This window comes from Streptomyces sp. NPDC008238, assembly GCF_042956445.1.
Classification (GTDB): domain Bacteria; phylum Actinomycetota; class Actinomycetes; order Streptomycetales; family Streptomycetaceae; genus Actinacidiphila.
Genome location: NZ_JBIBGK010000002.1, coordinates 290,140 through 315,014, shown reverse-complemented (window position 1 = coordinate 315,014; position 24,875 = coordinate 290,140). Strand labels below are relative to the sequence as shown.

The window sequence follows — 24,875 nt, the reverse complement described above, 5'->3', positions numbered from 1 at the left end:
GCCCCACCTACCAACCCGGGAGAAGCGCCCCAGTATGCCCACGCGTAACGACATTCGTAATGTCGCCATCGTCGCCCACGTCGACCACGGCAAGACGACGCTGGTGGACGCCATGCTCAAGCAGGCCGGAGCCTTCGCCGCGCACCAGCATCTGGACGACCGGATGATGGACTCCAACGACCTGGAGCGCGAGAAGGGCATCACCATTCTCGCGAAGAACACGGCCGTGAAGTACCACCCCAAGGGTGGCGGCGAACCCATCACGATCAACATCATCGACACCCCCGGCCACGCCGACTTCGGTGGCGAGGTCGAGCGCGGCCTGTCGATGGTCGACGCGGTCGTGCTGCTGGTCGACGCATCCGAGGGCCCGCTGCCGCAGACCCGCTTCGTGCTGCGCAAGGCGCTGTCCGCGAAGCTGCCGGTCATCCTCTGCATCAACAAGACCGACCGTCCGGACTCCCGGATCGACGAGGTCGTCAACGAGACGTACGACCTGTTCCTGGACCTGGACGCCGACGAGGACCAGATCGAGTTCCCGATCGTCTACGCCTGCGCGCGTGACGGTGTGGCCTCGCTGACCAAGCCGGAGAACGGCACCGTCCCGGCCGACAGCGACAGCCTGGAGCCGTTCTTCTCCACGCTGCTGGAGCACGTCCCGGCCCCGGTGTACGACGAGGCCGCGCCGCTCCAGGCGCACGTCACCAACCTCGACGCCGACAACTTCCTGGGCCGTATCGCGCTGCTCCGCGTCGAGCAGGGCGAGCTCACGAAGGGCCAGACGGTCGCGTGGATCAAGCGCGACGGTTCGATCCAGAACGTGCGCATCACCGAGCTGCTGATGACCGAGGCGCTCACCCGCAAGCCCGCCGAGAAGGCCGGCCCCGGTGACATCTGCGCCGTCGCGGGCATCCCGGAGATCACCATCGGCGAGACCCTGGCCGACCCGGAGAACCCGGTCGCGCTGCCGCTGATCACGGTGGACGAGCCCGCGATCTCCATGACCATCGGCACCAACACCTCCCCGCTGGTCGGTCGCGGCCCCGGCGGCAAGGGCGCCGTCAAGTCCGCGGTCAAGGACCGCAAGGTCACCGCTCGCCAGGTCAAGGACCGTCTCGACCGCGAGCTGATCGGCAACGTCTCCCTCCGGGTGCTGGACACCGAGCGTCCGGACGCCTGGGAGGTCCAGGGCCGCGGTGAGCTCGCGCTCGCCATCCTGGTCGAGCAGATGCGCCGTGAGGGCTTCGAGCTGACGATCGGCAAGCCGCAGGTCGTCACCCGCGAGGTCGACGGCAAGGTCCACGAGCCGGTCGAGCGCATCACCATCGACGTGCCCGAGGAGCACATGGGCGCCGTGACGCAGCTCATGGGCACCCGCAAGGGCCGGATGGACAACATGTCCAACCACGGCTCCGGCTGGGTCCGCATGGAGTTCGTCGTCCCCTCCCGCGGTCTGATCGGCTTCCGTACCGAGTTCCTGACCGGAACGCGCGGTACGGGCATCGCCCACTCGATCCACGAGGGCCACGAGCCGTGGTTCGGCCAGCTGGTGACCCGCAACAACGGTTCGCTGGTCGCCGACCGCGCCGGTGCCGTCACCGCCTTCGCGATGACGAACCTCCAGGAGCGCGGCGTGCTGTTCACCGACCCGGGCACCGAGGTGTACGAGGGCATGATCGTCGGCGAGAACTCCCGCGCCGACGACATGGACGTCAACATCACCAAGGAGAAGAAGCTCACGAACATGCGGTCCTCGTCGGCCGACTCGTTCGAGGCGATCGTCCCGCCGCGCAAGCTCTCCCTGGAGCAGTCGCTGGAGTTCTGCCGCGACGACGAGTGCGTCGAGGTGACCCCGGAGACGGTCCGCATCCGCAAGGTCGTCCTGGACCAGAAGGAGCGCGGGCGCACCGCCTCCCGCGCCAAGCGCTGAGGCCTGCCCGGTCCGCGCCCCCGCGGCGCGGACCGGGTCCTCGGCGGCGGCGACAGCGGCCCGGCCGTCCTCGGTCCCCCCGAGGCGGCCGGGCCGCTCCATGACGGTCCCCGGCTGCGGCCCGCCGTGTCGCATGTGCGACATCGCCGGGCGTCCCCCGTGGGTCCGGGTGCGCGCGGAGCGCCGTTCCCCGTGACGCCGGTCACATCCACGGCCCTTGCGGGGGCCCCGTGTGACCGAACTCACCGCCGCGTCGCCCGCTGTGCGGGGATCGGCCCCGGGGGTGCCGATGTGTCGCGGTTGCGCCACTGGCGCGGGCGCGACACATCGTTCCCTGTCGGCCCGTCAGGCACGTACATTCGCGTGGAATCTACGCGCTTTGAGGGCAACCGGATTTCAGTCCGGCGACGTCCGGATACCGGACGACGTTCACCGGTACTTGTGTTACAAGTCCGTTTCGTCGGTGTCTGTCTACAATCTAAATGTCCGAATTGCGGGATTGTTTTGGACCGGTTGTGACCAAAACGAAATCGTAAGTGTGTGGTTCGTAGGCCCAACGTGACCGATAGTTGGAGCCGTTGAGCTCGGGTCAATGGGTCCAAGCGCTTATGGGGAGCGCCGACTCACGAGCACAGGTGACCGGAATCACTGTCAGGGGTGTCAGTGAGGCCGGCCCTTTCACGTAAGAACAGTGACTCCTGAGGAGGCAAACCCATGCGCGGTGCCAAGAGCGCCACTTGGGTCGCAGGTGCGATCATCGTCGCTATGGCTGCTACCGCTTGCGGTGGCGGCGGTGGCGACAAGGGCAGCAAGAACGACGCTGGCGGCGTCAACCCCAACGGCAAGTTCTCCGTCGAGGTCGGCGAGCCGCAGAACCCCCTGCAGCCTGCCAACACCATGGAGTCCAACGGCAGCATCGTCGTCCGCTCGCTGTTCGCGCAGCTCGTGGACTACGACCCCAAGGGCAACATCGTCATGGTGAACGCCAAGTCGGTGGACACCAAGGACAACAAGACCTACACGGTCACCCTGCAGGACGGCTGGACCTTCCACGACGGCACCCCGGTGACCGCGGAGTCCTACGTCAAGGCGTGGAACTGGGCCGCCAACATCAACAACGCGCAGACCAACGCGTCGTGGTTCGCCGACATCAAGGGCTTCGCGGACGTCCACCCCGACAAGGAGGGTGCGAAGCCGAAGGCCGACGCCATGTCGGGCCTGAAGGTCGTCGACGACAAGACCTTCACCATCGAGCTCACCACCGCGATCCCGTACTTCGTGTACAAGCTCGGTTACGAGGTGTTCTCGCCGCTGCCGGAGTCCTTCTACAAGGACCCGAAGGCCGCGGGCGAGAACCCGGTCGGCAACGGCCCGTACCAGTTCGTCAAGTGGGACCACAAGAAGCAGATCGAGGTCAAGCGCTTCGACGGCTACAAGGGCCCGGACAAGGCGAAGAACGGCGGTGTGATCTTCAAGAACTACACCGGCCTCGAGGCTGCGTACGAGGACCTGAAGTCCGGCAACGTCGACGTCCTGCGCCAGATCGGCCCGAAGGACCTCCCGGTCTACCGTGACGACCTCGGCGACCGCGCCGTGGACCAGGCGTACTCCGCCATCCAGTCCATCGTCCCGGCCTTCTACTCCAAGCAGTGGAAGAACGTCGACCCCAAGGTCATCCAGGGTCTGTCGATGGCGATCGACCGCGACACCATCACCAAGACCGTGCTCCAGGGCACCCGTGAGCCCGCCACCGGCTTCGTCGCCAAGGGCGTGCTCGGCTACCAGGACAACGTGGGCGGCGACGTCTTCAAGTACGACCCCGCGAAGGCCAAGGAGCTCATCAAGGCCGGCGGCGGCGTCCCCGGCAACAAGATCTCCATCCAGTACAACGCCGACGGTGGCCACAAGGAGTGGGTGGAGGCCGTCTGCAACAGCATCACCAACGCGACGGGCATCAAGTGCGCCGGCGACTCCAAGGCCGACTTCCAGAGCGACCTGGACGCCCGCGACGCCCACGAGGTCAAGTCGATCTACCGCAGTGGCTGGGTGCTCGACTACCCCGTGAACGCCAACTTCATCCGTGACCTGTACGCCACCACCTCGGCGGGCAACCAGTCCGGCTTCTCCAACAAGGAGCTGGACGAGATGATCAAGAAGGCCGACACCGCGGCCAGCCTGGACGAGTCGGTCAAGGAGTACCAGGCCGTCGAGAAGAAGATGGTCGAGCTCATGCCCGCCATCCCGCTCTGGTACTACAAGGTCAACGCCGGCTACTCGGAGAACGTCTCTAACGTCCAGTACGCCCAGAACGGTGACCCGATCCTCACCGGCGTCGAGGTCAAGAAGTAACCATCGCGTACTGAGCACGCCGGTGCGGGGCTGACGGAGACGTCGGACGCGCGGGGTGCAGGCAACGGCTGGGGGGCCCTTCTCCCGTCTTCCCGAAGAGGAGGACGGGGGAAGGGCCCATCTCTGCTGCCACAGCGACTGACATGGAGGCACGATGGGGCGTTACGTCGCGCGGCGACTGCTCCAGATGATCCCGGTTTTCATCGGGACGACTCTGCTCATCTTTCTCATGGTCTACGCCCTCCCCGGCGACCCCGTACGGGCGCTCGGCGGTGACAAGGGCATCGACCCGGCGACCGTGGCACGGATCCGTCACGAACTCGGTCTCGACCAGCCGATCCTGAAGCAGTACTGGGATTACATGACGGGCATCATCCTGCACTTCGACTTCGGCAACCAGATTGCCAGCGGTCGGCCGGTGCGGGACGTGCTCAGCGACGCGTTCCCGGTGACCTTCCGGCTCGCGGGGCTCTCCTTCGCGATCGAACTGGTCGTGGGCATCGCCCTCGGTGTCTGGGCCGGCATGCGCGCGGGCAAGCTCGCCGACTCGATGGTGCTGATCTTCACCCTGCTGCTGATCTCGGTGCCGGTCTTCGTCCTCGGCTTCATCTTCAAGCTGGTCTTCGCCTTCCAGCTCGACTGGATGACACCGAACGTCCAGGACGACACGAACTACAGCCAGCTGCTGATGCCGGCCATCGTGCTGGCCAGCCTCTCGCTGGCGTACGTGGCGCGCCTCACCCGTACCTCCATAGCCGAGAACCTGCGCGCCGACTACATGCGGACCGCCATCGCCAAGGGCCTGCCCCGGCGCCGGGTGGTCGGTGTGCACCTGATGCGCAACTCGATGATCCCCGTGGTCACCTTCCTCGGCACCGACATCGGCGCCCTGATGGGCGGTGCGGTCGTCACTGAGGGCCTGTTCAACATCCATGGTGTCGGCGGCACGATCTACGAGTCGATCCTGCGCCGCGAGGGGACCACGCTGGTCGGTCTGGTCACCGTCCTCGTGCTGGTCTTCCTCTTCACCAGCCTGATCGTCGACCTGCTCTACGCGGTCCTGGACCCGAGGATCCGTTATGCCTGACGTCACCAAGACCGCCGTCGAGAACGCGGACCCGATGGCCGCCACGGCCGCGGACGCCGTTGCCGCCACAGGGCCCGCGCCCGCGGCGGAGAAGGCGCGCAGCCTGTGGGGCGACGCCTGGCGGGACCTGCGCCGCAACCCCTACTTCGTGGTCTCCGGCATCCTGATCCTGATCCTCCTGGTCATCGCGGTCTTCCCGGGCCTGTTCACCAGTGCCTCGCCGACCTACGCCGACCTGCGGAACCACTACCTCGGCAAGCCCGAGTACGGGAAGGTGTTCTCCGCCGGGTGGCTCGGTTACGACGGGCAGGGCCGCAGCGTCTTCGCCCGCGTGATCTACGGGACCCGTGCCTCGATCACCGTCGGCATCAGCGTGACCCTCCTGGTCACCGTGCTGGGCGGCCTGGTCGGCATGGTCGCCGGCTACTTCGGCGGCTGGGTCGACACGCTGCTGTCCCGGATCACCGACATCTTCTTCGCGGTCCCCTTCCTGCTCGGCACGCTGGTCGTGCTGAACTCCTTCACCAACCGCACCGTGTGGGTGGTGTCGGGAGCGCTGGCCTTCCTCGGCTGGACGCAGATCGCCCGCGTCATGCGCGGTTCGGTGATCACCATCAAGCAGGCGGACTACGTGCACGCCGCCCAGGCGCTGGGCGCGAGCACCTCGCGGATCCTGTTCAAGCACATCCTGCCGAACGCGGTCGCCCCGGTGATCGTGGTCGCCACCATCGCGCTCGGCGGTTACATCTCCGCCGAGGCGACCCTGTCCTACCTCGGACTCGGTCTGCCGACGTCCGTGGTCTCCTGGGGCCAGGACATCTCCGGCGGCGCCCAGCAGATCCGTACGGCGCAGCACATCATGCTGTACCCGTCGATCATGCTGAGCATCACGGTCCTGGCGTTCATCATGCTCGGCGATGCGGTCCGCAACGCCCTCGACCCCAAGCTGCGCTGAGGGAGGCGTACGTGACCATCATCGACAAGAACGCGGACGTGCCCGCGCCCCGTACCGGGGACGCCACCTCTCCGCTGCTGGAAGTGCGCGACCTGCACGTGGAGTTCCACACCCGGGACGGCGTCGCCAAGGCCGTCAACGGCGTGAACTACACGGTGTCGGCCGGTGAGACGCTGGCGGTGCTGGGTGAGTCCGGCTCCGGCAAGTCCGTCACCGCGCAGGCGATCATGGGCATCCTCGACATGCCGCCCGGGAAGATCCCGCAGGGCGAGATCCTCTTCCAGGGCCGGGACATGCTCAAGATGTCCGGCGAGGAGCGCCGGAAGATCCGCGGCCGCAAGATCGCGATGATCTTCCAGGACGCGCTGTCCTCGCTGAACCCGGTGCTCACCGTCGGCTACCAGCTGGGCGAGATGTTCCGGGTCCACCAGGGCATGTCCAAGAAGGAAGCCAGGGCCAAGTCCATCGAGCTCATGGACCGGGTCCGCATCCCGGCGGCGAAGGAGCGGGTCAACGACTACCCGCACCAGTTCTCCGGCGGCATGCGCCAGCGCATCATGATCGCGATGGCGCTCGCCCTGGAGCCCGAGCTGATCATCGCCGACGAGCCGACCACCGCGCTCGACGTGACGGTGCAGGCCCAGGTCATGGACCTGCTCGCGGACCTGCAGCGCGAGTACAACATGGGCCTGATCCTCATCACCCACGACCTCGGCGTGGTCGCCGACGTCGCGGACAAGATCGCCGTGATGTACGCGGGCCGGATCGTCGAGACCGCGCCCGTCCACGAGATCTACAAGCGCCCGGCGCACCCGTACACCAAGGGCCTGCTGGAGTCGATCCCGCGCCTGGACCAGAAGGGCCAGGAGCTCTACGCGATCAAGGGCCTGCCCCCGAACCTGCTGCGCATCCCCTCCGGCTGCGCCTTCAACCCGCGCTGCGAGATGGCGCAGGACATCTGCCGCACCGAGGTCCCCGCGCTGCACCGGGTGACCGAGAAGGACGGCAGCGAGCTGCCGGGCCGCGGCAGCGCGTGCCACTTCTGGAAGGAGACGATCCATGGCTGACGTCACCAAGAACGACGAGGCCGTCTCCGACGAGGTGGCGGCGGTCGAGGCCGCCATCGCCAAGCCGGTCGAGCGCGGCGAGCCCATCCTCCAGGTGCGCAACCTGGTCAAGCACTTCCCGCTGACCCAGGGCATCCTCTTCAAGAAGCAGGTCGGCGCCGTCAAGGCGGTCGACGGCATCTCCTTCGACCTGTACCAGGGCGAGACCCTGGGCATCGTGGGCGAGTCCGGCTGCGGCAAGTCCACCGTCGCCAAGCTGCTGATGAACCTGGAGCGGGCCACCGCCGGCGAGGTCTTCTACAAGGGGCAGGACATCACCAAGCTGTCCCGCCGCGCCCTGAAGGCCGTGCGCCGGAACATCCAGATGGTGTTCCAGGACCCGTACACCTCGCTGAACCCGCGCATGACGGTCGGCGACATCATCGGCGAGACCTTCGACATCCACCCCGAGGTGGCCCCGAAGGGCGACCGGCGCCGCAAGGTGCAGGAGCTGCTGGACGTCGTCGGCCTGAACCCGGAGTACATCAACCGGTACCCGCACCAGTTCTCCGGCGGCCAGCGCCAGCGCATCGGCATCGCCCGCGGCCTGGCGCTCAACCCGGAGATCATCATCTGCGACGAGCCGGTCTCGGCGCTGGACGTCTCGGTGCAGGCGCAGGTCATCAACCTGATGGAGAAGCTGCAGGACGAGTTCAACCTGTCCTACATCTTCATCGCGCACGACCTGTCGATCGTCCGCCACATCTCCGACCGCGTCGGCGTGATGTACCTGGGCAAGATGGCCGAGATCGGTACCGACACCGAGATCTACGACCACCCGACCCACCCGTACACCCAGGCCCTGCTGTCGGCGGTGCCGGTTCCGGACCCCGAGGCGCGCGACCACCGCGAGCGCATCATCCTGACCGGTGACGTGCCCTCGCCCGCCAACCCGCCGTCCGGCTGCCGCTTCCGCACCCGCTGCTGGAAGGCGCAGGACCGGTGCGCCACCGAGGAGCCGCTGCTGGCCGTTCCGCAGCGCTTCAAGGGTGACGACACCCCGGCCGCGCACGAGTCGGCCTGCCACTTCGCCGAGGAGAAGGACGTCGTCCACGCGGTGAACTGAGCACCACCCGCACCACCCACGAGGGGCGCCCGCGCGAACACCGCACGGGCGCCCCTCGGGCGTTCACGGCCGTACGGGACGGTCGTCCGGCCCGGCGAGGGCGAGTGCGGTGAGGAAGGCCCCCTGGTGCGGGTCGGCCCAGTCGTCGCACTCGGTGGCGTCCAGGAGCGTCCAGATGCCCCACTCGACCTGCATGTAGCGCACGGCCACCGGCCACAGCGCCACCTCGGCCGCGGTCAGCGCGCAGTGGCGGCGGTAGGCGCCCTGGAAGACGGCCCATTCGCGGGGCGTGAACGGCCGTGGCGGGGCGGCCGGCGACTCGGTGTGGAAGAGCAGCAGCGCCAGTGCGAGGTCGAGCAGCCGCGGCGCGTACTCGGCGTTCTCCGGGTCGACGAGCACCGGTCCGCCGGCGGCGTAGACCAGGTTGTTCGCCTTGAAGTCCATCGACGCGACGACATGCGGCAGGCCCCCGTCGCGCAGTGCGGGCATCAGCTGCGTCATCAGCGTCCGGGACCACCGCTCCAGCCGGGCCGTCGCGGCCTCCCGGACCGCCGGGGCGTGGCGCTCCAGGGCGGGGCGCAGCGCGTCGAGCTCGGCCTCGAGGTCCGCCGGTTCGTGGTCCGGCCAGGTGAAGGCCGGGACGCCGGCGGGGCCGTCGGCGCTGTGCGCGTGCAGCCGTCCCAGCAGGTCGCCCGCCGCCTCGATGTCCGCGTCCGTGCCGGAGTAGGGCCGGCCCTCCACCCAGGGATAGGCCACCCAGGCCTCCTCGCCCATCCGGGCCGGGTTCGTGGCGGGCCCGTCGAGCGGGGTCACCACCGGTACGTCCCGCGCCGCCAGGGCGCGCGTCCAGCCGGCGAGGGCCGCCGCCGCGGACTCCGGCGAGGCGGCCCTCTTCAGCACCGCCTCCGTACCGGCCACGCGGCACCGGAAGACCGGTGAGTGCGGGTGGAGCGAGCGGGCGGGACGGTCGCCCGGCGCCACCCCGAAGTGGGCGAAGACATGGGCGTACGGCAGCGAGTTCTCGAGCATGGGCGGGGAATCCTGTCCTGCCGGAGGGCCGGTGCGTGCGGGGCCGTCGACGGTCCCGCGGCGACGGCCCCGCATGCGCCACGGGAACGAAGGGGTCCGCCCCGTCACCGGGTGGTGACGGGGCGGACGAGGGTGCCGGGAGCCGGCGGGGCGGCCTACTTCAGGAAGCCGATGTTCTCGTAGCGCAGGTCCTGGAAGCCGAAGGCGCCGATGTTGACCAGGTTCTTCTTCACCGCGTAGATGTCGGGGCGCTGGTACAGCGGCAGCAGGTTGGCCTGCTGCCAGATCATCAGGTCCGAGGCGTTGGCGTCGGTGATCGCCTGGGCCGGGTCGGTGTCCGCGGCGGCCTTGTTCATCGCCGCGTCCAGCTCGTCGCTGCCGACGCCGGTGTAGTTCTGCTGGATGTTGTCGCCCACGGGCTTGGCGTAGATCGACTTCGTCGACGACACCGGGAAGGGCGTGCCGAGCCAGGAGAAGGCCGTCAGGTCGAAGCTGCCGGTGTTGACGTACTTGTCGAAGAACTCCTGCAGCGGCACCGACTTGATGTTCATCTTGATGCCGACCGCCTTGAGCATCGGCTGCATCAGCTTGCCCTCGTTGGCGGAGGTGCTGACGTTCGCCGGGATGACGAAGTCCAGCTCGAGGGTCTTGCCGTCCTTGGTGCGGAACTCGCCGCCCTGCTTCCAGCCGGCCTCGTCCAGCAGGCTCTTGGCCTTGGCCTGGTCGAAGACGCCGATGCCCGCGGCGTTGTCCTTGTACCCCTTCTGGTTGGTGACGAAGAAGTGGTTGTTGAGCGGCTTGGCGTCCCAGTCCAGACCCTGCAGGTCGGACTCGGCGATGGCCTGCCGGTTCAGCGCGGACATGATGGCCTGGCGGACCTTGACGTCCTTCAGCGGGCCGCGGGCGCCGTTGAAGGTGACGTGGCGGTAGTTGGGGCCGGCCGCCTTGCGGATGTCGGCGCCCTTGACCTCCTTGGCCTGCTTGTAGGCGGCCGAGTCGGGGCCGACGTTGAAGAAGTCGACCTCGCCGTTGGCGAAGGCGCCGGCGGTGGCGTCCGAGTCCAGGGCCCGGTAGATGATCTTGTCCAGGATGGCCTTGTTGCCCCACCAGGCGTCGTCGCGCACGACGGTCAGGGTCTTGGTGGTCTTGTCGATGCCCTGGAACTTGAAGGCACCCGAGGTGACCGGGAACTTGCCCAGGTAGCCGGTGTTGAAGCCGTCCGGGGTGCCGATGACCTGGGCCGGGTACAGCGGGCTGAACAGGCTCTTCCAGTCACCGAAGGGGCTGGAGAAGGTGACCACGGCCTCCTGGTCGTTCGCGCCCTTGGCGACGCCGCTGATCAGCTCGTAGCCGGTGCTGGAGGAGATCTTGTACTTGGCGTCCTTGCCGTTCAGCGCCTTCCAGCTGGCCTCGAAGTCCTTCCAGGACAGCGGGGTGCCGTCGGACCACTTGGCCTTGGGGTTGATCTTGTACGTGACGACCTGCTTGCCGGAGCTGTCGGAGGCCTCCGCCGAGGTCAGGTAGTCCGGGTTGGGGGCGACCGTGCCGGTGGCGTCGGACATCATGATGATCGGCATCACGGCGCGCTCGACGTCGAAGCCGTCGGCCAGGGTGCCGTCGACCTGGTTGTAGTTGAAGTTCTCGGCGATCTCGCCCAGCGGCCAGTTCACCGTGCCGCCCTGCTTGAGCTGGTCGCGGTCGGTGGCCTTGATGTTGTTGACGCTGGACTTGGGCACCGAGTTCTTCTTGGACCCGGCGGCGTCCTTCCCGTCCCCGCCGCCGCACGCGGTCAGGGTCAGCGCGCTCGCCGTGGCCAGCGCCACCACGGCGACGGACATACGTGTTCTGTTCAACGGACTCTCTCTCCTCTTGCGGGGTGGGAAATCACACGACGGTGACGGCGGCGGCGAAGTGGCAGGCCGCGGTGTGGTCGCCCGCCAGTCCGGTCGGTGCCGGGTCCTCCTCGCGGCACCGGCCGCGGTCGGACTCGTCCAGGGAGGCGAACTTCGGGCAGCGGTTGCGGAATCGGCAGCCGGTCGGCACGTCCGCGGGGCTGGGAAGGTCACCGGTGAGCAGGATGCGCCTGCGTTCGCGCTCCTTGCGGGGATCGGGCAGCGGCACGGCGGAGAGCAGCGCCTGGGTGTACGGGTGGGAGGGCGCTTCGAAGACCGCCTCGGCGGTGCCGAGTTCGACGATCCGGCCCAGGTACATCACCGCGATGCGGTCGGCGATGTGGCGTACGACGGACAGGTCGTGCGCCACGAAGAGGTAGCTCAGGTTCATGCGCGCCTTGAGCTCGTCCAGCAGGTTGAGCACACCGGCCTGGATCGAGACGTCCAGCGCCGAGACCGGCTCGTCCAGGACGACCAGCTTGGGCTCCAGCGCGAGCGCCCGCGCGATGCTGATGCGCTGCCGCTGACCGCCGGAGAACTCCGCGGGGAAGCGGTCCACGTGGTCCGGGTCGAGGCCGACCTGGCCCAGCAACTCCGGTACCCGGGCGGCGACGCGGTCCCGGGACCAGCCGTGGGTCTTCAGCGGCTCGGCGAGGATGTCGCCGACCGGCATCCGCGGGTCCAGCGCGGCCATCGGGTCCTGGAAGACGACCTGCAGGTCGCGGCGGAGCGCCTTGCGCTCGGCGCCCTTCAGGCCCCGGATGTCCTTGCCGAAGACGGTGACCGTGCCGGACTGCCCGGAGGGCAGGTCGAGGATCTCCAGCAGCGTGGTCGTCTTCCCGCAGCCCGACTCGCCCACCAGGCCCAGGGTCTCGCCCTCGCGGATGTCGAAGCTGATGCCGTCGACGGCACGCACCTCGCCCACCTTGCGCTTGACGACCGCGCCGTGGAGCAGGGGGAAGTGCTTGACCAGCCCGTTGACCTCCAGCACCGGGGCGCGGTCGTGGCGGGGCACGGAGTCCGCCGGGGCCTCGGGCAGCGGCGGCACCGGGTAGATGGTCGCGGGGTCCAGGGCGCCGCCCGCCACCAGTTCGTGGCTGCGGTGGCAGGCCGTGGGGTGGTTGCCGCCGTCGCGCACGGTCAGTTCGGGCTCGACGCGCCGGCACAGGTCGGTCGCGATGGGGCAGCGGGCCGCGAAGGGGCAGCCCTCCGGCAGGTCCACCAGCGAGGGCGGATTGCCGTCGATCGGGGTCAGCGCGTGGCGCCCGCCGTCGTCGAGCCGGGGGATCGAACCGAGCAGGCCGATGGTGTACGGCATGCGCGGGGAGTAGTAGACGTCGTCCACGGTCCCCGTCTCCACGGGACGGCCCGCGTACATCACCTGGACCCGGTCGGCGAAGCCGGCCACCACGCCCAGGTCGTGGGTGATCATGACGATCGCGGCGCCGGTGACCTCCTGGGCCTTCTTCAGGACGTCCAGGATCTGCGCCTGGATGGTCACGTCCAGGGCGGTCGTCGGCTCGTCGGCGATGATCACCTCGGGGTCGTTGGCGATCGCCATGGCGATCATCGCGCGCTGGCGCATGCCGCCGGAGAACTCGTGCGGGAAGGCGTCGGCGCGCCGCGCCGGGTCGGGGATGCCCACCAGTTCCAGCAGTTCGACCGCGCGCTTGCGGGCCGCGTCCTTGTCCAGGTCCTGGTGGATCCGCAGCGCCTCGACGATCTGGTCGCCGACCGAGTAGACCGGGGTCAGCGCGGACAGCGGGTCCTGGAAGACCATCGCGATGTCCTTGCCGCGGATCTCCGTCATGTCCCGGTCGTCCAGCTCCAGCAGCTCGCGGCCGTGCAGCTTGACCGAGCCCTTGATGTCGGCGGTCTCCGGGAGCAGCCCGAGGACCGCCAGGGAGGACACGGACTTGCCGGAGCCGGACTCGCCGACGATGCCGAGGACCTCGCCCGGACGCACCGAGAAGGACACGCCGCGCACGGCCCTGACCGGCCCGGCCTCGCTCGGGAAGGAGACGTGGAGGTCGGTGACCTCGAGGGCGGGGGGCGTCTCGCTCACGACGTGCGTCCTTCCTTGGTGGTGCTCTTGGCGGTGCTCTTGGAGGTGCGGGGGGCGCGGGCCTTGGCGCCGCTGGAGTTGGGGTCGAGCGCGTCGCGCAGGCCGTCGCCGATGAAGGCGATCGACAGGCAGATCAGCACCAGGCACCCGGCCGGGAAGTAGAACAGCCACGGGAAGGACGGGGCCGCCGGCGTGCCGGTGGCGATGACCGTGCCCAGGGAGACGTCGGGGGACTGCACGCCGAAGCCGAAGTACGACAGGCTGGTCTCGCCGATGATCGCCGCACCGACCTGGATCGTGCCGTCGATGATCAGCATCGAGGCCATCGACGGCAGGATGTGCCGGAAGATGATGACGGGCGCGGGTACGCCCATGTACTTGGCGGCCTTGACGAACTCACGGTCCTTCAGGGTGAGCGTCATGCTGCGGACCACCCGTCCGGTGATCATCCAGCTGAACCCCGCCAGCAGCACCACGAACACCAGCCAGGTGGTGCCCTGGAACAGGGGCGAGAGCACCGCGATGATCAGGAAGCTGGGCATCACCAGCAGCAGGTCGACCACCCACATCAGGGAACGGTCCGTCCAGCCGCCGAAGTAGCCGGCGCTGGCGCCGACCGCGGCGGCGACGAAGGTGCAGATGAGGCCGGTCAGGATGCCGATGACCAGGGACTTCTGCATGCCGCGCGCGGTGAGCGCGAAGAGGTCGGAGCCCGTCTGGTCGGTGCCGAACCAGTGCTCGCCCGAGGGCGGCTTCTGGAAGGCGGTGAAGTCCAGCTCGGTGTAGTCCCACTTGTAGAACAGCGGCGAGACGTAGGCCATCAGGAAGAGCAGCAGCAGCATGACCAACCCGAACAGGGCCATGCGGTTGCGCGAGAAGCGGACGGCGGTGAGCCGGAGCCGGCCGCTCACGCGGCGCCGGGCGGGCTGGTCGCCCGGCACGGCGGACGCCGGTGCGGGAGGCTGCACGGAGGGGGTCTGGACGGCCATGGGTGGAGGCTCCTGGGAACGCGGGATCGGGGCGGCGGAGGGGTGCGGTGGGTCTCAGCGCACCCGTACGCGGGGATCGAGCGCCGCGTAGAGCACATCGGACAGCAGGCCGGCGATCAGCACCACGCACGCCGTGAACATGCCGACGGCGGCGACCGCGTTGACGTCGTTGGTGCTGATGGAGTTGACGAGCCACTCGCCCATGCCGTGCCAGCCGTAGATCTTCTCGGTGAAGGTGGCTCCGGTGAAGAGCAGGACGACGTTGTAGACCAGCAGCGGGACCACCGGGAGGACCGCGGTGCGCAGGCCGTGCTTCATCAGCGCCGCCCGCCGCGTCAGGCCCTTGGCCCGGGCGGTGCGCAGGAAGTCGCTGCCGAGCACGTCCAGCATGGTGCTGCGCTGGTAGCGGCTGTAGAGGGCGACCTGGATGACGATCAGGGTCAGGCTGGGCAGCAGCAGGTGCTGCAGCCGGCTGGCGAGGATCTCACCCGTCCCGGTCAGCCCGGGATCGTACTCCCCCGTGTACTCGATGACCTTGTGCCCGACGGCGTCGTTGATGTCGATCGCCCAGAGCTTGAAGGTCACCGCGATCACGAACACCGGCATGGCCAGGACGAAGAACGAGGCCAGTGTGGTCACCCGGTCCGACGTCCGGTACTGCCTGATGGCCCCCCAGGCGCCCATCAGGACACCGCCGATGGAGCCCAGGATGGTGGCGATCAGCAGCAGGCGGGTGCTCACGCCGACGCGCCGGCCGAACTCGTCGTTGACCTCACCGCCGGTGACGGTCCGTCCGAGGTCCCCGTGGGCCACGCCGTTCGCCCAGTGGGCGAAGCGGACCACGACCGGGGTGTCCGGGTTGAGGTTGTATTCGTTCAGGGTGGCCGTCACCGAGGAGGCCGCCACCGGGGGGTTGCGGCCGGCGAAGTTGGCCCGCGGGTTCAGGCTGATCGCCGCCAGGAAGTACGTGAGTGAGGCCGCGATCAGAACCAGCGCCACGTTGTTGATCAGTCGGCGCAGCAGGTAACGGCCCACGGCTCACACTCTCAGTCGGTTCGTTTCGAACGAATAACAAGATTGAACTTTCTTCGCCGGCCGCTTCTGACATAGTGGTGTAGCACGGCCGAAACATTTGAACTCCGGCCGTCTGCGCAGGTCGTGCGTATTCCGGCCGGGCTTGCAGGGTTGATGGGACTTTCGCAACCGAATTATGGCCGCGTCAACGAGCACCGGTTCGTCGTGATGGATCCTTTATTTTTTTGGTCGAAATTTAACCTGACTATCGGGATGCCCCTCATTGACGGATCGGTGCATAGGGAAAACCCTCTGTCCCCCTCGTGGCCACCCCGGGCCGGTGAGCCGCTGTGCAATATGTATGGGTTTGCGATGTCATGGTGAGTCTCGTGTCCTTCATGGCCCAGAGCTCCCCGAGGAGGCATCCGATGCGACGGAGCGCGGCGAGGTGGGCCGTCTGCGCGGCCGCGGCCGCCCTGGTGGCGACAGGCTGCGGAGGCGGGGACGGGGGCGGCGGCACCGGCGGCCCGGGTGTGTTCAGCGCCTCGTGGACCGATCCGCAGAATCCTCTGGAGCCCGCCAACACCAATGAGGTGCAGGGCGGCAAGGTGCTCGACATGATCTTCCGCGGCCTCAAGCGGTACAACCCGAGGACGGCGGCCGCCGAGAACGTCATCGCCGACTCGATCGCGACCACGGACCAGCGGACCTTCAGGATCAGGCTCAAGGACGGCTGGACCTTCGGCAACGGCGAGAAGGTCACCGCCGATTCGTTCATCGACGCCTGGAACTACGGCGCGCTCGTGACGAACAAGCAGATCAACGCGTCCTTCTTCCGGTACGTCGAGGGCTACGGGAAGGTCCATCCGGAGTCCGGGAAGCCGTCCGCCGCGAAGCTCTCCGGGCTGACCCGGCAGGACGACCTGAACTTCACCGTCAGGCTCAACCAGAAGTTCTCCACCTGGCCCGACACCCTCGGCTACGCCGCGTTCATGCCCCTGCCGAAGGCCTTCTTCACCGACCACGCCGCCTGGCTGAGGAAGCCCGTCGGCAACGGCCCGTACCGCGTGGAGTCCTACACCAAGGGCCAGGGCATGCGGCTGCGCGCCTGGGACGGGTACAAGGGCGACGACGCGGCCGTCAACGGCGGCGTGGACCTGAAGGTCTACACGGACAACAACACCGCCTACACCGACCTCCAGGCCGGCAACCTCGACCTCGTCGACGACGTCCCCGCCGCCCAGTTGAGGAACGTCAAGACCGACCTGGACGGCCGCTACCTCAACACCCCGGCCGGCATCATCCAGACCCTGGCCTTCCCGCTCTACGACAAGGCCTGGTCGGGCAGGAACTCCGAGAAGCTCCGCCAGGGCATCTCCATGGCCGTCAACCGCCCGCAGATCACCCGGCAGATCTTCCAGAACACCCGCATCCCGGCCCGGGACTGGACCTCACCCGTGCTCGGCGCGGACGGCGGCTTCGACGACACCCTCTGCGGCCGGGTCTGCGACTACGACCCCGCCCGGGCCAGGCAGCTGGTCAAGGAGGGCGGCGGCCTCCCCGGCGGCACCATGAGGATCACGTACAACGCGGACGGCGGCTCCCACAAGGACTGGGTCGACGCGGTCTGCAACAGCATCAACAACGCGCTCGGCAAGGACGACGCCTGCGTCGGCGATCCCGTCGGCACCTTCGCCGACTTCCGCAACCAGATCGTCAACAAGCGGATGCGCAACCCGTTCCGGGCGGGCTGGCAGATGGACTACCCGCTGATCCAGAACTTCCTGCAGCCGCTGTACTACACCGACGCCTCGTCCAACGACGCGCACTTCAGCGACCCCGACTTCGACCGGCTCGTCGACCGGGCGAACGCCGAGAGCGACCCCGCCAGGGCCGTCGAGACCTTCCAGCAGGCCGAGCGGATCCTGCCGCGGCAGGTGCCCGCGATCGCCCTGTGGTACCAGAACGGCAGCGCGGGCTGGTCGCAGCGGCTCTCCGGCGTCGCCCTCAACCCCTTCAGCGTCCCCGTCTACCACCAGATCAAGGTCAGCTGACGCCCATGGGACGGTACGTCATCCGCCGTCTGCTGCAGATGATCCCGGTCTTCGCCGGAACCACCGTGCTCATCTTCGTCATGGTGTACGCGCTCGGCGACCCGGTCCAGGCCCGCTGCGGGGACCGCGCCTGCGACCCCGCGACGGCCGCGCAGATCCGCCACGACCTGTACCTGGACCACCCCTTGTGGCAGCAGTACCTGCGCTACATGGGGCAGATCTTCCGGGGCGACTTCGGGATCGCCTGGAACGGGCAGCCGGTCACCGAACTGCTGGCCTCCGCCCTGCCCGTCACGCTGCGGCTGACCGTCCTCGCCGTCCTCCTCGAGATCGTCATCGGCATCACCCTCGGCGTCCTCACCGGCCTGCGCCGCGGCCGTCCCGCGGACACCGCCACGCTACTCGGCACCCTCGTCGTCATCTCCGTGCCGACCTTCGTGACCGGCTACGTGCTGCAGTACCTGCTGGGCGTCAAGTGGAACGTCATCGCGCCCTCGGTCTCCTCCGAGGCCCGGTTCGACGAGCTGATCGTGCCGGCGTTCGTGCTGGCCCTGACCTCGCTCGCGTACGTCACCCGGCTCAGCCGCACCTCGGTCGTGGAGAACGTCCGGGCCGACTACGTCAGGACCGCCGTCGCCAAGGGGCTGCCCAGACGCCGGGTGATCACCCGTCACCTGCTGCGCAACTCCCTGATCCCGGTGGTCACCTTCATCGGCACCGACATCGGGGCGCTGATGGGAGGGGCCATCGTCACTGAGCGCATCTTCAACATCCACGGCGTGGGCTACCAGCTCTACCAGGGCATCCTGCGGCTGGACTCGGCGACCGTGGTGGGCTTCGTGACGATCCTGGTCATCGTCTTCCTCCTCGCCAACCTGCTGGTCGACCTCCTCTACGCCGTCCTCGACCCGAGGATCCGCTATGCCTGAACCGCGCAACCACCCCGACGAGGCCATGGAGCCGGCCGGCGGGACGGGAGCCGCCATGGGGCTGGGCCAGGACGAGGCACGCACCCTGGAGCGGACGCCGGCCCCCGGGACGGCGCCGGGCGTCCCGGCCGGCCGGGACGGCGCCGACCGGCCCCGCAGCCTGTGGTCGGACGCCTGGCGGGACCTGCGGCACAACCCGGTCTTCGTGGTCGCCGCGCTGGTCATCCTGTTCCTCGTCGTCATCTCCGTCTGGCCGCAGCTCATCGCCCCCGGCAACCCGCTCAGCTGCAACCTGGACCACTCCCAGCAGGGCTCCTCGCCCGGCCACCCCTTCGGCTTCGACACCCAGGGGTGCGACGTCTACACCCGGGTCGTCCACGGGGCCCGCGCCTCGCTCACTGTGGGCATCTGCGCCACCGTCGGCGCCGCCCTGCTCGGCGCGCTGCTCGGCGGCCTCGCCGGCTACCACGGCGGCTGGGCGGACGCCGTGCTCTCCCGGGTGAGCGACATCTTCTTCGGCATCCCGATCGTCCTGGGCGGGCTGGTGTTCCTGTCCGTGGTCACCGGCACCACCGTGTGGCCGGTGGTGGGCTTCATCGTGCTGCTCGGCTGGCCGCAGATCGGCCGCATCGCCCGCGGCTCGGTGATCACCGTCAAGCAGAACGACTACGTCCAGGCCGCCCGGGCGCTCGGCGCCGGCAACACCCGGTTGCTGCTGCGGCACATCGCGCCCAACGCGGTCGCGCCCGTCATCGTCGTCGCGACCATCGCGCTCGGCACGTACATCTCCCTGGAGGCCACCCTGTCCTACCTCGGTGTCGGGCTGAAGCCGCCCACCGTCTCCTGGGGCATCGACATCTCGCAGGCCTCCACCCAGATCCGCAACGCCCCGCACATGCTGCTCTGGCCGGCCGGGGCGCTGAGCGTGACGGTGCTGGCCTTCATCATGCTCGGTGACGCGGTGCGCGACGCCCTCGACCCCAAGCTGCGCTGATGGACGGAGGAGCGATGGCCGCCGCGGCCCCGGACGAGCCGCCCCTGCTCGACGTACGCGACCTGCACGTGGAGTTCCGCACCCGGGACGGCGTCGCCCGCGCCGTCAACGGGGTCTCGTACGCGGTGCGACCCCGCCAGACGCTGGCCGTGCTCGGCGAGTCCGGCTCCGGCAAGTCGGTGACCGCGCAGGCCGTCATGGGCATCCTCGACTCGCCGCCCGGGTTCGTCACCCGCGGCGAGGTCCTCTTCCACGGCGAGGACCTGCTCACCATGGGCGCCGAGGAGCGCCGCAAGGTGCGCGGCGCCAGGATGGCGATGATCTTCCAGGACGCGCTGTCCGCCCTCAACCCCGTGCTGACCGTGGGCGACCAGCTCGGCGAGATGTTCCGGGTGCACCGCGGGATGTCCCGCAAGGACGCCCGGGCCCGGGCGGTGGAGCTGATGGACCGGGTGCGCATCCCCGCGGCCCGCGACCGCGTCGGGCAGTACCCGCACCAGTTCTCCGGCGGCATGCGGCAGCGCGTCATGATCGCGATGGCGCTCGCCCTGGAACCCGAGCTGATCATCGCCGACGAGCCGACCACCGCGCTCGACGTCACCGTCCAGGCCCAGGTGATGGAGCTCCTGGCGGAGCTGCAGCGCGAGTACGGCATGGGCCTGATCCTCATCACCCACGACCTGGGCGTGGTCGCCGACGTCGCCGACCACATCGCGGTGATGTACGCCGGGCGCATCGTGGAGACCGCGCCCGTCCACGAGATCTACCGGGCGCCCGCGCACCCGTACACCAAGGGCCTGCTGGAGTCGATCCCGCGCCTGGACCGCAAGGGCCGCGAGCTCTACGCGATCAAGGGCCTGCCCCCCAACCTGCTGCGCATCCCTTCCGGTTGCGCCTTCCACCCGCGCTGCCCGCTGGCCCGCGACGTGTGCGCCACCGACGAGCCGGAGCTGTACCGGATCAACGCCCGGCGGGGCAGCGCCTGCCACTTCTGGAGGGAGTGCCTCGGTGAGGACCAGCGGTGAGCCCGTGCTCCAGGTGCGCGGGCTGTACAAGCACTTCCCGCTGACCCAGGGGATCGTCTTCAAGCGGCAGGTCGGCGCTGTGAAGGCGGTCGACGGCGTGGACCTCGACCTGCACCGCGGCGAGACCCTCGGCGTCGTCGGCGAGTCCGGCTGCGGCAAGTCCACCGTGGCCCGGCTGCTGGTGCACCTGGAACGGGCCACCAAGGGGCAGATCCTCTACCGGGGCGAGGACGTCACCAGGCTGTCGGGCCGGGCCCTGAAGGCCGTGCGCCGGAACATCCAGATGGTCTTCCAGGACCCGTACACCTCGCTGAACCCGCGCATGACGGTCGGCGACATCGTCGGCGAGCCGTACGAGATCCATCCGGACGCCGCGCCCAAGGGCGACCGCCGCCGCCGGGTGCGCGAACTACTGGAGGTGGTCGGCCTCGACCCCGAGCACGTCAACCGCTATCCGCACCAGTTCTCCGGCGGCCAGCGGCAGCGCGTCGGCATCGCCCGCGGGCTGGCGCTGCGCCCCGAGGTCATCGTCGCCGACGAGCCGGTCTCGGCGCTGGACGTGTCGGTGCAGGCGCAGGTCGTCAACCTGATGGAGCGGCTGCAGGACGAGTTCGACCTCTCCTACCTCTTCATCGCCCACGACCTGTCGATCGTCCGGCACATCTCGGACCGGGTGGCGGTGATGTACCTGGGACGGATCGTCGAGACGGGCGACGGCACCCAGATCTACGACCACCCCACCCACCCCTACACCCAGGCGCTGCTGTCGGCGGTGCCGGTGCCGGACCCCGGGGCGCGCGCGCACCGCGAGCGCGTCATCCTGAGCGGCGACGTCCCCTCACCCGCCGATCCGCCCTCCGGCTGCCGCTTCCGCACCCGCTGCTGGAAGGCGCGCGAACGCTGCACGCTGGAGGTGCCGGAACTCGCGGTGCCCGCGGTGTTCCGCGGGGTGGACTCCCCGGCGGCGCACGCCAGCGCGTGCCACTTCGCCGAGGAGAAGACGGTGGTGCCGCCCGAGGCCCCGGGCGAGTGAGCCGCGGAGCAGCGCGCCAGGCGAACCGAGCCACAAGAACGCGCGACCCGCGCCCGGTGGTGCAGGGGTGTGGGCGCGGGTCGGGCTCCGAACGGAGACGTCTGTCGGCCCGGGTCAAGGGGTCCTGTCGGCGGGCGTCTCCTCGATCGCGGTCAGTGCCGGGTCGAGGACGACGTCCTCGCCGCGGGCCGCGGTCGTCGGCTCCTCGGGGAAGTGGCACGCGCTCAGGTGACCCTCCCGGTTCCCCTCCAGGCGGACCAGGGGAGGTTCCTCGGTGGCGCACCTGTCCTGCGCCTTCCAGCAGCGCGTGCGGAAGCGGCAGCCGGACGGCGGCGAGACGGGCGAGGGCACGTCGCCGGCGAGGCGGATCCTCTCCGTCGCGTGGCGGTCGTCCGGGTCCGGCTCGGGCGAGGCGGACAGCAGGGCGTGGGTGTACGGGTGGCGCGGCCGCTCGTAGATGTCCCGGCGCTCGCCGACCTCCACGATCCGCCCGAGGTACATCACCGCGACGCGCTGCGAGAAGTGCCGTACCACCGCGAGGTCGTGGGCGATGAACAGGAAGGCGATGCCCAGTTCCCGCTGCAGGCGCTGCAGCAGGTTGACCACCTGGGCCTGGATCGAGACGTCCAGCGCCGACACCGGCTCGTCGGCCACGATGAGCTTCGGCTCCAGCGCCAGTGCCCGGGCCACCCCGATGCGCTGCCGCTGGCCGCCGGAGAACTCGTGCGGGAAGCGGTTGTAGTGCTCCGGGTTGAGGCCGACGGTCTCCAGCAGCTCGCGCACCCGCTTCTCGCGGCCGCCCGGCGGGTCGATCCCGTTGATCTCCAGCGGCGCCGACACGATGTGCCCGACGGTCTGCCGCGGGTTCAGCGAGGCGTACGGGTCCTGGAAGATCATCTGGATCTCGGAGCGGATCGGGGCCAGCTCCCTGCGCGAGGCGTGCGTGATGTCCCGGCCCCGGTAGCTGATCCGTCCCGCGCTGGGCTCCAGCAGCCGGGTCACCAGCCGCCCGGTGGTGGACTTGCCGCAGCCCGACTCGCCGACCAGGCCGAGGCTCTCGCCCTCGGCGATGGTGAAGTCGATGCCGTCCACCGCCCGCACGTCCGCCACGTGGCGCTTGACCAGGAAGCCGCCCCGCACGGGGAAGTACTTGCGCAGCCCGGTCACTTCGAGCAGCGGGCCCATGGTCTCCCCCGGCGCGTGGTCCTGCTCCGCGGCGCTCACCGCGCACCTCCGCCCAGCCGGGGCCGGATCTGCCCGGTGAAGATCTCCCGTTTCCGCTCCCGCTCCAGGTGACAGGCGGAGCCGTGCCGCTCGTCCTCCGCAATGGCGGGCCGCTCGGTGGTGCAGCGTCCGCCGCCGACCTCCCCGGTGAAGCCGCAGCGCGGGTGGAAGGGGCAGCCGGAGGGCGGGGAGAGCAGGCTCGGCGGGCTGCCGGGGATCGGGGACAGCGGCAGGTCCACCGGCGCCGACAGCCGCGGGATGGAGGCCAGCAGCCCCCAGGAGTAGGGGTGTTCGGGTGCCTTGAGGATCTCGTGCACGGTGCCGCGCTCCACGCAGCGCCCCGCGTACATCACCATCACGTCGTCCGCCGTGTTGGCGACCACGCCCAGGTCGTGGGTGATGATGACGATCGCCGTGCCCGTCTCCCGCTGCAGGTCCTTCAGCAGGTCGAGGATCTGCGCCTGCACGGTCACGTCCAGGGCCGTCGTCGGCTCGTCCGCGATGACCAGCGCCGGGTCGCAGACCAGCGCCATCGCGATCATCGCGCGCTGCCGCATGCCCCCGGAGAACTGGTGCGGGAAGTCGTCCACCCGCAGCCGCGGCTGCGGGATGCCCACCCGGGCCAGCATCTCGATCGCCCGCTCCCGGGCGGCCTTCTTCGAGGCCCCCATATGCTTCATGTACGGCTCGGCGATCTGCCGGCCCACCGAGTAGTACGGGGAGAGCGCGGTCAGCGAGTCCTGGAAGATCATCGCCATCTTCCGGCCGCGCAGCCGTTCCAGGGTCCGCTCGGAGGCCCCCGTCAGCTCCTGCCCGTCCAGCACGATCTCGCCGCGGACGGTGGTGTTGCGGCGGTCGTGCAGACCGAGGACCGCCAGGTTGGTGACCGACTTGCCGGAGCCGGACTCGCCGACGATGCCCAGGGTGCTGCCGCGCTCCAGGTCGAAGGAGAGCCCGTCGACGGCCTTGACCACGCCGTCCTCGGTGGCGAACTGCACGTACAGGTCGCGGACCGACAGGAACGGCCCGGACGGCGCGGGGTCCCCGGGCCCGGGCGGCCCCGCCTCGGTCTTGGTGAGGATGCTCAACGGTGCTTCTCCTCTGCGTGCCGGCAGGCGTCCCGGCTCACGACAGCCTGATCCGCGGGTCGATGAGGGCGTAGGCGGCGTCGACGACGATGTTGCAGACGACGATGATCGTGGCGCCGATCAGCATCACGGCCATCTCCAGCGGCAGGTCGCTGCGGAGCACGGCCTGCACGGACAGCAGGCCGAGGCCGTGCAGTCCGAAGGTGACCTCGGTGATGATCGCGCCGCCCAGGACGGCGCTCAGGTCGATGCCGAAGATGGTGATGATGGAGGCGGCGGCGCCGCGCAGCGCGTACCGCAGGAAGACGTAGCGGGAGGACATGCCCTTGGCGCGGGCGGCCCGGATGTGGTCCTCGGACAGCTGCTCCACCATCAGCGAGCGGGTCTGCCGGCTGTAGTTGGACCAGAAGATCACCGAGAGCACCAGGCAGGGCAGGATCAGCCCCTGCACCGAACCCCACGGGTCGTGCGACCAGTCGGGGTCGTGCCCGCGGTCCAGCACGTGCCAGCTGCTCGCGAACAGGCCGATGGCGATCGGTCCGAGGAAGTAGATCTGCACGGAGTTGCCGACCAGCGAGACGCCGCTGGCGATCCGGTCGAAGGCCTTGCCCTGCTGCCAGGCGGAGACCAGCCCGAGGCCGACGCCGACGCACAGGAAGACGGTGGCGCCGCCGATCGCCAGCGACAGCGTCGTCGGGTAGCGGTCGGCGATGGTGTCCCAGACGAGTTGCTGGTCGGCGAAGGAGTAGCCGAAGCACGGCGCCGGGCAGTGGCCGATGGGCATGTCCCGGCCGGCGAAGATGCCGACCATGAAGTGCCAGTACTGGGTCCAGATCGGCAGGTCCAGGCCGAGGTTCTTGCGGATCAGGGCCACGTTCTGCGGGCTGCAGTTCTTGCCGCAGGACAGCAGCGCCGGGTCGGAGGGCAGGAAGAAGAAGAGGAAGTACGTGATGGCGCTGATCAGCAGCAGGATGACCAGCGCGCCCAGCACACGGCGTACCAGGAAACGCAGCATGGGTCAGGCTCTCCGTCGGTTCCGTCGGGAC

The 24,875-nt window shown here is 69.2% G+C and carries 19 protein-coding genes; 11 read left to right on the top strand and 8 right to left on the bottom strand.

The window, feature by feature from the left end:
* Positions 1-34 precede the first annotated feature (34 nt).
* The 6 genes from typA (at position 35) to ACFZAU_RS06230 (ending at position 8,493) form a co-directional block, all read left to right on the top strand.
* On the top strand, positions 35-1,930 hold the full coding sequence (gene typA / locus ACFZAU_RS06255) for a translational GTPase TypA (protein WP_499607142.1): 1,896 nt from the start codon (positions 35-37) through the stop codon (positions 1,928-1,930).
* Between the two features lie 714 nt (positions 1,931-2,644).
* Positions 2,645-4,279: a peptide ABC transporter substrate-binding protein gene (locus ACFZAU_RS06250; protein ID WP_500551294.1), complete on the top strand. Its 1,635-nt coding sequence runs from the start codon at positions 2,645-2,647 to the stop codon at positions 4,277-4,279.
* Positions 4,280-4,433: 154 nt separating this feature from the next.
* Positions 4,434-5,366 (top strand): ABC transporter permease, encoded by a 933-nt coding sequence (locus ACFZAU_RS06245; RefSeq protein ID WP_500551293.1) that lies wholly within the window; start codon positions 4,434-4,436, stop codon positions 5,364-5,366.
* Positions 5,359-6,321 carry an ABC transporter permease gene (locus ACFZAU_RS06240; RefSeq protein WP_500551292.1) on the top strand — a complete coding sequence of 321 codons (963 nt, stop codon included), beginning with the start codon at positions 5,359-5,361 and terminating at the stop codon, positions 6,319-6,321. Before ACFZAU_RS06245 ends, ACFZAU_RS06240 begins: the two co-directional genes overlap by 8 nt.
* Before the next feature lie 11 nt (positions 6,322-6,332).
* The gene (locus ACFZAU_RS06235) at positions 6,333-7,388 is read left to right on the top strand and encodes an ABC transporter ATP-binding protein (protein ID WP_499607131.1); all 1,056 of its coding nucleotides are present in this window, start codon (positions 6,333-6,335) and stop codon (positions 7,386-7,388) included.
* Positions 7,381-8,493 carry an ABC transporter ATP-binding protein gene (locus ACFZAU_RS06230; protein ID WP_500551291.1) on the top strand — a complete coding sequence of 371 codons (1,113 nt, stop codon included), beginning with the start codon at positions 7,381-7,383 and terminating at the stop codon, positions 8,491-8,493. Before ACFZAU_RS06235 ends, ACFZAU_RS06230 begins: the two co-directional genes overlap by 8 nt.
* A 63-nt stretch (positions 8,494-8,556) precedes the next feature.
* On the opposite strand, the gene ACFZAU_RS06225 is transcribed toward ACFZAU_RS06230, so the two are convergent.
* The 5 genes from ACFZAU_RS06225 to ACFZAU_RS06205 all read right to left on the bottom strand — a co-directional run bounded on the left by ACFZAU_RS06225 (position 8,557) and on the right by ACFZAU_RS06205 (position 15,503).
* Positions 8,557-9,522: a phosphotransferase gene (locus tag ACFZAU_RS06225; RefSeq protein ID WP_500551290.1), complete on the bottom strand. Its 966-nt coding sequence runs from the start codon at positions 9,520-9,522 to the stop codon at positions 8,557-8,559.
* Between the two features lie 155 nt (positions 9,523-9,677).
* On the bottom strand, positions 9,678-11,375 hold the full coding sequence (locus ACFZAU_RS06220; protein WP_500551289.1) for an ABC transporter family substrate-binding protein: 1,698 nt from the start codon (positions 11,373-11,375) through the stop codon (positions 9,678-9,680).
* Between the two features lie 31 nt (positions 11,376-11,406).
* On the bottom strand, positions 11,407-13,479 hold the full coding sequence (locus ACFZAU_RS06215; RefSeq protein WP_500551288.1) for an ABC transporter ATP-binding protein: 2,073 nt from the start codon (positions 13,477-13,479) through the stop codon (positions 11,407-11,409).
* Positions 13,476-14,468, bottom strand: coding sequence for an ABC transporter permease (locus tag ACFZAU_RS06210; RefSeq protein WP_500551287.1), 993 nt, complete (start codon positions 14,466-14,468; stop codon positions 13,476-13,478). The genes ACFZAU_RS06215 and ACFZAU_RS06210 overlap by 4 nt, the downstream gene beginning before the upstream one ends.
* A gap of 54 nt (positions 14,469-14,522) precedes the next feature.
* Positions 14,523-15,503 (bottom strand): ABC transporter permease, encoded by a 981-nt coding sequence (locus ACFZAU_RS06205; RefSeq protein ID WP_499607113.1) that lies wholly within the window; start codon positions 15,501-15,503, stop codon positions 14,523-14,525.
* A 407-nt stretch (positions 15,504-15,910) separates the two neighbouring features.
* On the opposite strand from ACFZAU_RS06205, the gene ACFZAU_RS06200 reads away from it, so the two are divergent.
* The 5 genes from ACFZAU_RS06200 to ACFZAU_RS06180 are packed head-to-tail and all read left to right on the top strand — an operon-like array spanning position 15,911 to position 21,517.
* Positions 15,911-17,536, top strand: coding sequence for a peptide ABC transporter substrate-binding protein (locus ACFZAU_RS06200; protein ID WP_500551286.1), 1,626 nt, complete (start codon positions 15,911-15,913; stop codon positions 17,534-17,536).
* A gap of 5 nt (positions 17,537-17,541) precedes the next feature.
* On the top strand, positions 17,542-18,465 hold the full coding sequence (locus ACFZAU_RS06195) for an ABC transporter permease (protein ID WP_499607108.1): 924 nt from the start codon (positions 17,542-17,544) through the stop codon (positions 18,463-18,465).
* On the top strand, positions 18,458-19,459 hold the full coding sequence (locus tag ACFZAU_RS06190; RefSeq protein WP_500551285.1) for an ABC transporter permease: 1,002 nt from the start codon (positions 18,458-18,460) through the stop codon (positions 19,457-19,459). Before ACFZAU_RS06195 ends, ACFZAU_RS06190 begins: the two co-directional genes overlap by 8 nt.
* Positions 19,459-20,484, top strand: coding sequence for an ABC transporter ATP-binding protein (locus tag ACFZAU_RS06185; RefSeq protein ID WP_500551284.1), 1,026 nt, complete (start codon positions 19,459-19,461; stop codon positions 20,482-20,484). The genes ACFZAU_RS06190 and ACFZAU_RS06185 overlap by 1 nt, the downstream gene beginning before the upstream one ends.
* Positions 20,468-21,517 carry an ABC transporter ATP-binding protein gene (locus ACFZAU_RS06180; RefSeq protein ID WP_500551283.1) on the top strand — a complete coding sequence of 350 codons (1,050 nt, stop codon included), beginning with the start codon at positions 20,468-20,470 and terminating at the stop codon, positions 21,515-21,517. The genes ACFZAU_RS06185 and ACFZAU_RS06180 overlap by 17 nt, the downstream gene beginning before the upstream one ends.
* Before the next feature lie 114 nt (positions 21,518-21,631).
* Here ACFZAU_RS06180 and ACFZAU_RS06175 read toward each other — a convergent pair whose 3' ends face one another.
* The 3 genes from ACFZAU_RS06175 to ACFZAU_RS06165 are packed head-to-tail and all read right to left on the bottom strand — an operon-like array spanning position 21,632 to position 24,844.
* Positions 21,632-22,702, bottom strand: a complete 1,071-nt coding sequence (locus tag ACFZAU_RS06175) for an ABC transporter ATP-binding protein (protein ID WP_500551597.1) — start codon at positions 22,700-22,702, stop codon at positions 21,632-21,634.
* Positions 22,703-22,737: 35 nt separating this feature from the next.
* Positions 22,738-23,829, bottom strand: a complete 1,092-nt coding sequence (locus ACFZAU_RS06170) for an ABC transporter ATP-binding protein (RefSeq protein ID WP_500551282.1) — start codon at positions 23,827-23,829, stop codon at positions 22,738-22,740.
* Between the two features lie 37 nt (positions 23,830-23,866).
* Complete coding sequence (locus ACFZAU_RS06165; RefSeq protein ID WP_499607095.1) at positions 23,867-24,844, bottom strand: ABC transporter permease; 978 nt, start codon at positions 24,842-24,844, stop codon at positions 23,867-23,869.
* Positions 24,845-24,875 lie beyond the last annotated feature (31 nt).

Coding starts and splice junctions, on each gene's coding strand:
- ACFZAU_RS06225 (WP_500551290.1), bottom strand. CDS start 9,522: ATGCTCGAGAACTCGCTGCCGTACGCCCATGTCTTCGCCCACTTCGGG.
- ACFZAU_RS06165 (WP_499607095.1), bottom strand. CDS start 24,844: ATGCTGCGTTTCCTGGTACGCCGTGTGCTGGGCGCGCTGGTCATCCTG.
- ACFZAU_RS06195 (WP_499607108.1), top strand. CDS start 17,542: ATGGGACGGTACGTCATCCGCCGTCTGCTGCAGATGATCCCGGTCTTC.
- ACFZAU_RS06200 (WP_500551286.1), top strand. CDS start 15,911: ATGCGACGGAGCGCGGCGAGGTGGGCCGTCTGCGCGGCCGCGGCCGCC.
- ACFZAU_RS06245 (WP_500551293.1), top strand. CDS start 4,434: ATGGGGCGTTACGTCGCGCGGCGACTGCTCCAGATGATCCCGGTTTTC.
- ACFZAU_RS06230 (WP_500551291.1), top strand. CDS start 7,381: ATGGCTGACGTCACCAAGAACGACGAGGCCGTCTCCGACGAGGTGGCG.
- ACFZAU_RS06240 (WP_500551292.1), top strand. CDS start 5,359: ATGCCTGACGTCACCAAGACCGCCGTCGAGAACGCGGACCCGATGGCC.
- ACFZAU_RS06175 (WP_500551597.1), bottom strand. CDS start 22,702: ATGGGCCCGCTGCTCGAAGTGACCGGGCTGCGCAAGTACTTCCCCGTG.
- ACFZAU_RS06190 (WP_500551285.1), top strand. CDS start 18,458: ATGCCTGAACCGCGCAACCACCCCGACGAGGCCATGGAGCCGGCCGGC.
- typA (WP_499607142.1), top strand. CDS start 35: ATGCCCACGCGTAACGACATTCGTAATGTCGCCATCGTCGCCCACGTC.
- ACFZAU_RS06185 (WP_500551284.1), top strand. CDS start 19,459: ATGGACGGAGGAGCGATGGCCGCCGCGGCCCCGGACGAGCCGCCCCTG.
- ACFZAU_RS06250 (WP_500551294.1), top strand. CDS start 2,645: ATGCGCGGTGCCAAGAGCGCCACTTGGGTCGCAGGTGCGATCATCGTC.
- ACFZAU_RS06210 (WP_500551287.1), bottom strand. CDS start 14,468: ATGGCCGTCCAGACCCCCTCCGTGCAGCCTCCCGCACCGGCGTCCGCC.